Here is a 9,662-nt window from a genome sequence, read left to right as displayed (position 1 = left end):
TCAGGTACACTCTGAAGTTTTCTTGTATTGTTGCAGTAAAGATGGTGGAGCTATGCGGGATCGAACCGCAGACCTCCTGCGTGCAAAGCAGGCGCTCTCCCAGCTGAGCTATAGCCCCATCGTAGTTATCTCATTCACCTTAATTCTTGCTGAGACAAGGCGTGGAGCGGCGAAGCATACTGAAGTATGCGAGTCGTTTCACAACGCGGTATCAGAAAGAATTTGGTAGGCCTGAGTGGACTTGAACCACCGACCTCACCCTTATCAGGGGTGCGCTCTAACCACCTGAGCTACAAGCCTGCAGAGATTTTCTTACTGCTAATTTTCATCAGACAATCTGTGTGAGCACTACAAAGAACGCTTCTTTAAGGTAAGGAGGTGATCCAACCGCAGGTTCCCCTACGGTTACCTTGTTACGACTTCACCCCAGTCATGAATCACAAAGTGGTAAGCGCCCTCCCGAAGGTTAAGCTACCTACTTCTTTTGCAACCCACTCCCATGGTGTGACGGGCGGTGTGTACAAGGCCCGGGAACGTATTCACCGTGGCATTCTGATCCACGATTACTAGCGATTCCGACTTCATGGAGTCGAGTTGCAGACTCCAATCCGGACTACGACATACTTTATGAGGTCCGCTTGCTCTCGCGAGGTCGCTTCTCTTTGTATATGCCATTGTAGCACGTGTGTAGCCCTACTCGTAAGGGCCATGATGACTTGACGTCATCCCCACCTTCCTCCAGTTTATCACTGGCAGTCTCCTTTGAGTTCCCGGCCGGACCGCTGGCAACAAAGGATAAGGGTTGCGCTCGTTGCGGGACTTAACCCAACATTTCACAACACGAGCTGACGACAGCCATGCAGCACCTGTCTCACGGTTCCCGAAGGCACTAAAGCATCTCTGCTAAATTCCGTGGATGTCAAGAGTAGGTAAGGTTCTTCGCGTTGCATCGAATTAAACCACATGCTCCACCGCTTGTGCGGGCCCCCGTCAATTCATTTGAGTTTTAACCTTGCGGCCGTACTCCCCAGGCGGTCGACTTAACGCGTTAGCTCCGGAAGCCACGCCTCAAGGGCACAACCTCCAAGTCGACATCGTTTACGGCGTGGACTACCAGGGTATCTAATCCTGTTTGCTCCCCACGCTTTCGCACCTGAGCGTCAGTCTTTGTCCAGGGGGCCGCCTTCGCCACCGGTATTCCTCCAGATCTCTACGCATTTCACCGCTACACCTGGAATTCTACCCCCCTCTACAAGACTCTAGCCTGCCAGTTTCGGATGCAGTTCCCAGGTTGAGCCCGGGGATTTCACATCCGACTTGACAGACCGCCTGCGTGCGCTTTACGCCCAGTAATTCCGATTAACGCTTGCACCCTCCGTATTACCGCGGCTGCTGGCACGGAGTTAGCCGGTGCTTCTTCTGCGAGTAACGTCAATCGCTGCGGTTATTAACCACAACGCCTTCCTCCTCGCTGAAAGTACTTTACAACCCGAAGGCCTTCTTCATACACGCGGCATGGCTGCATCAGGCTTGCGCCCATTGTGCAATATTCCCCACTGCTGCCTCCCGTAGGAGTCTGGACCGTGTCTCAGTTCCAGTGTGGCTGGTCATCCTCTCAGACCAGCTAGGGATCGTCGCCTAGGTGAGCCGTTACCCCACCTACTAGCTAATCCCATCTGGGCACATCCGATGGCAAGAGGCCCGAAGGTCCCCCTCTTTGGTCTTGCGACGTTATGCGGTATTAGCTACCGTTTCCAGTAGTTATCCCCCTCCATCGGGCAGTTTCCCAGACATTACTCACCCGTCCGCCACTCGTCACCCAAGGAGCAAGCTCCTCTGTGCTACCGTTCGACTTGCATGTGTTAGGCCTGCCGCCAGCGTTCAATCTGAGCCATGATCAAACTCTTCAATTTAAGTTTGATGCTCGTGAATTAAACTTCGTAATGAATTACGTGTTCACTCAGAGACTTGGTATTCATTTTTCGTCTTGCGACGTTAAGAATCCGTATCTTCGAGTGCCCACACAGATTGTCTGATAAATTGTTAAAGAGCAGTTGCGACGCGCTTTAGCGCTCTGTCGCGAGGTGGCGTATATTACGCTTTCCTCTTTCAGAGTCAACCCTGAATTTCAGGATTTTTCTCTTCAACCGGACCGGCTGTTTGCGTGAAGTGATTCACATCCGCCGTGTCGATGGAGGCGCATTATAGGGATCCCATTTTTTAGCACAAGTGTTTTTTAGATCTTTTTTGCCGAATGCTTGTTTTTCACTCCTTTCGCTACATTCCTGTGCAATTTGGCTGATTTTTGATAACTAAATCACTTGCACAGTCTCAATAATCCAACCAAAGTCTTCATTACCGCCCTATTTTCATTGAGGTAAACATGTCTGATGTACTGCGTCCTTATAAGGATCTTTTCCCACAGATCGGCAAACGCGTCATGATCGATAGTAGTAGTGTTGTCATTGGCGATGCTCGTCTGGCTGATGATGTCGGGATTTGGCCACTGGTTGCGATTCGTGGCGACGTGAACTACGTACAGATTGGCGCCCGTACGAACATTCAGGATGGCAGCGTGCTGCATGTCACACATAAATCCACATCTAATCCGCAAGGTAACCCTCTGATCGTAGGCGAGGATGTGACGGTCGGTCATAAAGTCATGTTGCACGGTTGCATCATTGGCAACCGCGTTTTAGTCGGTATGGGATCGATTTTGCTCGATGGCGTAGTAGTAGAAGATGACGTCATGATCGGAGCGGGAAGTCTGGTCCCGCAAAATAGGCGCCTGGAGAGCGGATATCTGTATCTGGGAAGCCCGGTTAAACAAATCCGCCCACTAACTGACGAAGAGAAAGCAGGCCTACAGTACTCTGCTGACAACTACGTGAAGTGGAAAGATGAGTATTTAGGTCAGGATAACCAGACCCAACCCTGAGAGTCTTCCTGCTGGTCCTGGATCAATGCTTCAGCCTCTTCTTCCAGATCCCAGCGATATTCGCGAAAAGTTTCAAGCCACTGTTCAGGCGTGTCGCCACCAAAGCGATGCGCCAACGTCTCTCCTTTTATGGCACATTTTAGCTGCATGCCATGAACCATCGCAGGGAAGACGACGGAATTAATATCCGCCACCCACTCTTCCCTATCAGGGAATTGAATCGCCTGATTCATGCAGAAAGTTCCTGTTGCAGTGTTTTAATCACAGGCTCAATCTCCGGCAGTACACCATGCCAGAGCAAAACAGCATGTGCCGCTTGCCCCACCAGCATTCCCAAACCATCGGCACAATGTTTTGCACTATGCGATACGCACCATGAAAGGAACGGGGTATTACCCTTTTGATAGAACATGTCGTAGCAATAGACCGAAGGATGAATAAGCGATGCAGGAATGGCTGGAACATCACCGCTAATACCACTGGACGTTGCGTTGATGATCAGATCGAAGGTGTAATTATCCAGCTCATCCATTCCTACCGCCTGAACGCTGCCGGTATGGGAGAAGATCTGCGCCAATTCTTCAGCACGTGAGGCGGTACGATTAACAATAGTCACCGCGCAATCCATAGACAAGAGAGGCAGCAACACGCCACGGGACGCTCCGCCAGCCCCAATCAACAGGATACGAGACCCGGGATGAATGAAAGACAAACGCTCAAGATCGCTAAGCAGGCCGATACCATCGGTGTTATCACCCAGTAAACGCCCATCCTCCAGCCGTTTTAGAGTATTGACCGCCCCAGCCAGCGATGCCCGCTCTGTGAGTTCATCAGCACGCGCAAACGCCTCTTCTTTAAAAGGAACGGTAACATTAGCCCCTTTCCCCCCATCAGCAAAAAAGGCATTGAGCGTATTCACAAAGTTATTGATGGGCGCCAACACCCGACCATAAGAGTGATCAATCTTCAGCTGCTCTGCAAATTGCTGATGAATAAAAGGCGATTTGCTGTGCGCTACCGGATTACCAAAAACAGCATAGGCTTCTTTCATATTACCCCTGTCGAAACTGTTCACCCGTCAAAGCATCTCTGATTTCCGAGGGATTCAAACGTCCGCCGGTATTACCTTCAACCACTGGAAAATCTTCCCCGAACTGCGCTCGTACTTCCTCTACCGTTCTGCAGGGTGCCAGCCCACTCAGATTGGCACTTGTAGAAACTAATGGCTTGCCATAAGCCTGGCACAATGCAACCACCAGCGGGTGATCCGTGACGCGCACGGCGAGCGAATCAAAACGACCGGTTAGCCAACGCGGCGTTGTCGCAGGAGCCGGGAAAACGAAGGTGACAGGGCCAGGCCAGCGTGCGAAAACAGCTTCACGTTGAGCATCGGTGAGCATACTGTCATCAATATACGGTTTGAGTTGATCAAAGTTTGCCGCAATCAAAATCAAACCTTTATCAATTGGACGTTGTTTGAGTTCCAACAGACGCATTACCGCCGTTTCGCTGTCAGGATTGCAACCGACACCAAAAACGGCTTCTGTTGGATAAGCGATGACATTTTCTTGTTGCAGAACCTCTATCGCGGCAGCGATAGGGTCTGTAGGCAGGTTTTTATTCACTTTTTTATTCCGCCGGGATCGGCTTTCCACATTGTTTACTGGCACAGAAATGCTTCGCACCCTGCGCGGTTTTCTTTTCGATGAGTAGCGGATAGTGGCACTCTGGACACTCTCCCGCTAACGGTTTGAAGTTAATGACAAACTGACACTCCGGATAGCGATCGCAGGAGTAGAAGGTTTTGCCATAACGTGAACGCCGCTGAACCAAATGGCCCGTCTGGCATTGGGGGCATACTATTGCGGTTTCATCAGGCTTATCGATAAGCTCAGTGTGATCGCAGGCAGGGTAATCACTGCACCCAATAAACATACCGAATCGTCCCTGCCTCAGCACCAGTTCAGCGCCACATGTAGGGCAGAATTTACCCTCCAGAACTTTGACTATATGTCCGTCCGCAGATGATTTCAGCGGACGGACATAATCGCATTCTGGATAGTGTGAGCAACCAAGAAACGGGCCGTGTTTCCCGGAACGAATAACCAGTTCAGCCCCACATTGTGGGCAGGGCTCGTTTTTACGCACCGTAAACAGTGCTGATTTAGCCATAACAACTCATACTGAATGAAGATTGATTAATGCAGCATACCTTCATTCACTTCAAAGAGTAATTCTTCCATTTGCTGATAGGCATTTTCGCAGCCTGGAATGTTGAACAGAACCATCAGGATCACCCACTTCAGGTCTTCCAGATCAAACTCAGCCGTATCCAGCGCAAGTACGCGCTCTATCACCATTTCTCGCGTTTCGAGGTTTAGCACCTGAATCTGCTCCAGGAATAGCAGGAACCCCCGACAGCTCGCATCCAGCCGATCGCACTCTTCTGCAGTATAAATACGTACAGAAAGGGGATCTGATGCAAGCTGCATAGGTTCTGCAAGGCCGTCCTGATAATCAGCAAGTTTTTCCAGCCACAGTAACGCGTTGTAGATGTCTTCACGATCAAAACCAGCGTCGGTAAGATCCCGTTCCAGTTTGTCCTGATCCACACGCAGCTCAGCTTCGTTATGGATATATGTCTCAAACAAATACATTAGTACGTCGAACATGGCTTGCCCTCCTCAATCGGACATAGCCGCCGGGTACAGCTGCGATCCATCCTGCTAACTCCAGTTCGAGCAGTTGAGCCACTATCACTGGCACAGGTTGGCCGGCACGTTCAGCGACGACGTCAACAGGTGTTACCTCATCTCCTACGTTAGCCAGGAGCTCTGAAAATGGCAATGCCACCTCTTCGTGATCCGGCGAATAAATTGATTTTTCAGGCTCATCTGGCAACCATTGCAGCCCATATTGCAAACTTTCCAGTATTTCCTCTGGTGCCGTCACAAGCATGGCTCCCTGCTGAATGAGCCAATGGGGACCTTCACTTCCCGGGCTCCCTATCGGTCCAGGCAAAGCAAAAACCTCCCGTCCTTGTTCCAGCGCACAGCGTGCAGTGACTAATGAGCCACTACGCTGTGCCGCTTCAACAACCAGTACTCCCTTACTTAGACCACTAATAATGCGATTTCGTCGGGGAAAATTACGCGGTAACGGGAGCATATCCAAAGGAAACTCGGACACCAGCGCGCCTCCGGCCTCTATCAAACTTTCAGCAAGACGAACATGTCGCCGTGGATATATGGTTTCCAGACCATTTCCCAGTACCGCAATACTGGCCCCGTGTGTGTTTATCGCTGCAGTATGCGCCACACCGTCAATCCCTTTAGCCAGTCCGCTAGTGATCGTCACACCACATGCTGCAAGCTTTTCACAGAACAGCCGCGCCCATCGTTCGCCATACCAGGAGTACTGCCGACTGCCGACAACAGCAACTTGAAATGAGTGAAGACACTCAGGGTGGCCAACAATGAAAAGTACGCCAGGGTAATCCTCAATAGCACGCAGCTGTGGCGGAAAATACTTGCTGTCGGCAAAAACCAGATGATGATGGGGTAACTCAAGCCAACGCAGCGTTTTTTCCAATGACTGCTCAGAAAAGGCCTGAAAACGTTCGACCTGGCGAGGAGTGAGCCCTGCATGCCGAAGTACCGTATTATTAATACTCGGTTGAGCGATAAGCCAGTGAGCAGTGCGCACCATCTCATCACCATACAGTTCATTCACTTGTGCTAAACGTAACCAAATCTCAATATGGGTCATCCCTGTTCCCCCGCCACAAGCAGTCCTGGCAATCTTTGCGATTGGTCACTGATGCTGTCAATCAGAGCGGGTTTTGTCTAGAATAGAGGTAATAATCTTTCCAATTCCTGAACACAACTCTGGATAACTATGTCAGTTTTGCAAGTGTTACATATTCCGGACGAGCGTCTTCGCAAAGTCGCAAAGCCGGTTGAAGAAGTGAATGCAGAAATTCAGCGTATCGTTGATGATATGTTCGAAACGATGTACGCCGAAGAAGGTATCGGTCTGGCGGCAACACAGGTCGATATTCATCAGCGCATCATTGTTATTGATGTCTCTGAAAACCGTGACGAGCGTCTGGTACTCATTAACCCAGAGCTGCTGGAGAAAGACGGCGAAACCGGCATTGAAGAAGGCTGCCTGTCTATTCCTGAACAACGTGCATTAGTACCGCGCGCTGAAAAAGTAAAAATTCGTGCGCTCGATCGCGACGGCAAGCCTTTTGAACTGGAGGCCGACGGCCTGTTGGCTATCTGCATCCAACATGAAATGGATCACCTGGTCGGTAAACTGTTTATCGATTATCTGTCTCCGTTGAAGCAACAACGTATTCGTCAGAAAGTTGAAAAACTCGACCGCCTGAACGCCCGAGCTTAAGGACAAGAATCAACGTGTCAGACTCACTACGTATTATTTTTGCGGGTACACCTGACTTTGCAGCGCGTCATCTCGACGCGCTGTTGTCTTCTGGACATAACGTCGTTGGGGTGTTTACCCAACCGGACCGCCCTGCGGGACGTGGTAAAAAGCTGATGCCCAGCCCGGTAAAAGTGCTGGCGGAAGAAAAAGGGATACCCGTTTTCCAACCTGTATCTCTTCGCCCTCAGGAAAACCAACAACTGGTTTCTGATCTGCACGCAGATGTAATGGTGGTGGTGGCATATGGCCTGATTCTGCCAAAAGCCGTACTGGACATGCCGCGTCTGGGTTGTATCAACGTTCACGGTTCTCTGCTTCCACGCTGGCGTGGGGCCGCGCCGATCCAGCGTTCATTGTGGGCAGGCGACACCGAAACCGGTGTAACCATCATGCAGATGGATATCGGTCTGGACACAGGCGATATGCTGCATAAGCTGTCGTGCCCAATTACGGCAGAAGATACCAGCGGTTCGTTATACGACAAGCTGGCAGATTTAGGGCCTCAGGGGCTGATTGAAACGCTAAAACAGCTTGCTGCTGGCACAATAAAACCAGTTGTTCAGGATGAATCTCTGGTTACACATGCAGAAAAACTCAGCAAAGAAGAGGCACGTATCGACTGGTCGCTTTCGGCCGCTCAGCTGGAACGATGTATCCGCGCCTTTAACCCGTGGCCAATGAGCTGGCTTGAAATCGAAGGTCAGCCAGTGAAAGTCTGGAAAGCTTCTGTTATTGCTGTGAACACACAGTCTGCACCAGGCACCATCCTCGAGGCGACAAAGCAGGGCATCCAGGTCGCAACAGGCGACGGCATCCTGAATCTCATCGCTTTACAGCCTGCCGGTAAGAAAGCGATGAGCGCACAGGATCTGCTCAATTCGCGTCGGGAGTGGTTTGTGCCCGGGAATCGTCTGATCTGACGGTTCATCTCTTTTAAAGCCCGGAGCCTCCGGGCATTTTTATTTTTGCGCTTATGAAAAAACATCTTAATTTACGCAGTATGGCGGCCCAGGCTGTCGAACAGGTTGTCGAAAAGGGCCAATCGTTGAGTAACGTGCTGCCCGCCATGCAGCAAAAAGTTGCTGATAAAGACAAAGCGCTGTTGCAGGAACTTTGCTTCGGTGTATTGCGTACGCTCTCCCAGCTGGAGTGGATGATCCAGCAGTTGATGGAACGTCCAATGACGGGCAAACAGCGCACCGTTCACTATCTGATCATGGTGGGCTTCTACCAACTGCTGCATACCCGTATTCCACCGCATGCTGCATTGGCAGAGACCGTAGAAGGCGCGGTCATTATTAAGCGCCCGCAGTTAAAAGGGCTGATCAACGGCGTATTGCGCCAGTTTCAACGCCGTCAGGATGAACTGCTGGCCGAGTTCGCGCAAAGCGATTTACGTTTCTTACACCCCTCCTGGCTGGTGAAACGTATTAAGGCCGCTTATCCGCAGCAGTGGGAAGCCATTCTTGAAGCCAATAACCAAAGACCACCGATGTGGCTGCGTGTCAATCGTAATCACCATACGCGCGATGCCTGGCTGGATCTGCTTAGCGAAGCGGGATTAACCGGCTTCCCGCATCCGGATTATCCCGATGCAGTGCGTCTGGAAACGCCGACTCCTGTGCACGCACTGCCTGGTTTTGACGAAGGTTGGGTAACCGTCCAGGATGCTTCGGCTCAAGGATGCGTAACCTATCTATTGCCGGAGGACGGCGAACAAATTCTCGACTTGTGCTGCGCGCCGGGCGGGAAAACCACTCACATTCTGGAAGTTGCTCCGCACGCTAACGTAATGGCCGTCGATGTCGATGAGAAACGCTTATCGCGCGTTTACGACAATCTTAAACGTCTGGGCATGAAGGCAACCGTAAAACAGGGTGATGGTCGATATCCACAGCAATGGTGTGGCGAACAACAGTTTGACCGTATTTTGCTGGATGCTCCGTGTTCTGCCACCGGCGTTATTCGTCGCCATCCAGACATCAAATGGCTGCGTCGCGACCGGGATATTGCCGAACTTGCGCAGTTGCAGGCCGAGATCCTGAATGCAACCTGGTTACATCTTAAACCTGGCGGCACGCTGGTTTATGCAACGTGCTCTATCCTGCCAGAAGAAAACCAGCAGCAAATTGCTGCCTTCCTGGCATGCACGCCAGATGCGGTATTAAGCGAAACCGGTACGCCGGAAAAACCCGGACGTCAGAATTTACCGGGAGCGGAAGATGGTGATGGCTTCTTTTACGCTAAGCTAATCAAAAAGTGATGAGATAACGGG

At 51.0% G+C, this 9,662-nt stretch carries 10 protein-coding genes, 2 tRNA genes and 1 rRNA gene; 4 read left to right on the top strand and 9 right to left on the bottom strand.

Annotated features, from left to right (window positions below):
• Positions 1 to 42 precede the first annotated feature (42 nt).
• From I6L54_RS03500 to I6L54_RS03490, 3 genes are all read right to left on the bottom strand, one after another.
• A tRNA-Ala gene (locus I6L54_RS03500) sits at positions 43 to 118 on the bottom strand.
• Between the two features lie 105 nt (positions 119 to 223).
• Positions 224 to 300 (bottom strand) — tRNA-Ile (locus I6L54_RS03495).
• 71 nt (positions 301 to 371) lie between these two features.
• Positions 372 to 1,913, bottom strand: a 16S ribosomal RNA gene (locus I6L54_RS03490).
• A gap of 470 nt (positions 1,914 to 2,383) precedes the next feature.
• Between I6L54_RS03490 and I6L54_RS03485 the strand changes: the two genes are divergently transcribed.
• Positions 2,384 to 2,938 (top strand): gamma carbonic anhydrase family protein, encoded by a 555-nt coding sequence (locus I6L54_RS03485; RefSeq protein ID WP_005134094.1) that lies wholly within the window; start codon positions 2,384 to 2,386, stop codon positions 2,936 to 2,938.
• Here I6L54_RS03485 and I6L54_RS03480 read toward each other — a convergent pair.
• From I6L54_RS03480 to dprA, 6 genes are read right to left on the bottom strand one after another with little or no spacing between them, the layout of a single operon-like run.
• Entirely contained in the window at positions 2,914 to 3,171 is a 258-nt protein-coding gene (locus tag I6L54_RS03480; RefSeq protein WP_005134093.1) for a DUF1488 family protein, read from the bottom strand. The genes I6L54_RS03485 and I6L54_RS03480 overlap by 25 nt on opposite strands.
• Positions 3,168 to 3,989, bottom strand: a complete 822-nt coding sequence (gene aroE, locus I6L54_RS03475) for a shikimate dehydrogenase (protein WP_040232022.1) — start codon at positions 3,987 to 3,989, stop codon at positions 3,168 to 3,170. Before aroE ends, I6L54_RS03480 begins: the two co-directional genes overlap by 4 nt.
• A 1-nt stretch (position 3,990) precedes the next feature.
• The gene (gene tsaC, locus I6L54_RS03470; protein WP_005134086.1) at positions 3,991 to 4,563 is read right to left on the bottom strand and encodes an L-threonylcarbamoyladenylate synthase type 1 TsaC; all 573 of its coding nucleotides are present in this window, start codon (positions 4,561 to 4,563) and stop codon (positions 3,991 to 3,993) included.
• A 4-nt stretch (positions 4,564 to 4,567) separates the two neighbouring features.
• Positions 4,568 to 5,110, bottom strand: coding sequence for a DNA topoisomerase family protein (locus I6L54_RS03465; RefSeq protein WP_040232020.1), 543 nt, complete (start codon positions 5,108 to 5,110; stop codon positions 4,568 to 4,570).
• Positions 5,111 to 5,136: 26 nt separating this feature from the next.
• Entirely contained in the window at positions 5,137 to 5,610 is a 474-nt protein-coding gene (gene smg, locus I6L54_RS03460) for a DUF494 family protein Smg (RefSeq protein WP_005134083.1), read from the bottom strand.
• Complete coding sequence (gene dprA / locus I6L54_RS03455; protein WP_005134082.1) at positions 5,582 to 6,706, bottom strand: DNA-protecting protein DprA; 1,125 nt, start codon at positions 6,704 to 6,706, stop codon at positions 5,582 to 5,584. The genes smg and dprA overlap by 29 nt, the downstream gene beginning before the upstream one ends.
• A gap of 129 nt (positions 6,707 to 6,835) precedes the next feature.
• Between dprA and def the strand changes: the two genes are divergently transcribed.
• The 3 genes from def to rsmB are packed head-to-tail and all read left to right on the top strand — an operon-like array spanning position 6,836 to position 9,650.
• The gene (def, locus tag I6L54_RS03450) at positions 6,836 to 7,345 is read left to right on the top strand and encodes a peptide deformylase (RefSeq protein WP_040232019.1); all 510 of its coding nucleotides are present in this window, start codon (positions 6,836 to 6,838) and stop codon (positions 7,343 to 7,345) included.
• Between the two features lie 14 nt (positions 7,346 to 7,359).
• Entirely contained in the window at positions 7,360 to 8,307 is a 948-nt protein-coding gene (fmt, locus tag I6L54_RS03445; RefSeq protein ID WP_040232017.1) for a methionyl-tRNA formyltransferase, read from the top strand.
• A 53-nt stretch (positions 8,308 to 8,360) separates the two neighbouring features.
• Positions 8,361 to 9,650 carry a 16S rRNA (cytosine(967)-C(5))-methyltransferase RsmB gene (gene rsmB, locus I6L54_RS03440; RefSeq protein ID WP_005134078.1) on the top strand — a complete coding sequence of 430 codons (1,290 nt, stop codon included), beginning with the start codon at positions 8,361 to 8,363 and terminating at the stop codon, positions 9,648 to 9,650.
• Positions 9,651 to 9,662: the final 12 nt, after the last annotated feature.

Origin of the sequence: Citrobacter pasteurii (assembly GCF_019047765.1) — a bacterium.
Lineage (GTDB): Bacteria > Pseudomonadota > Gammaproteobacteria > Enterobacterales > Enterobacteriaceae > Citrobacter > Citrobacter pasteurii.
Note: the sequence above shows the minus strand (reverse complement) of the source record. Positions and strands in the feature narration are given on the sequence as shown.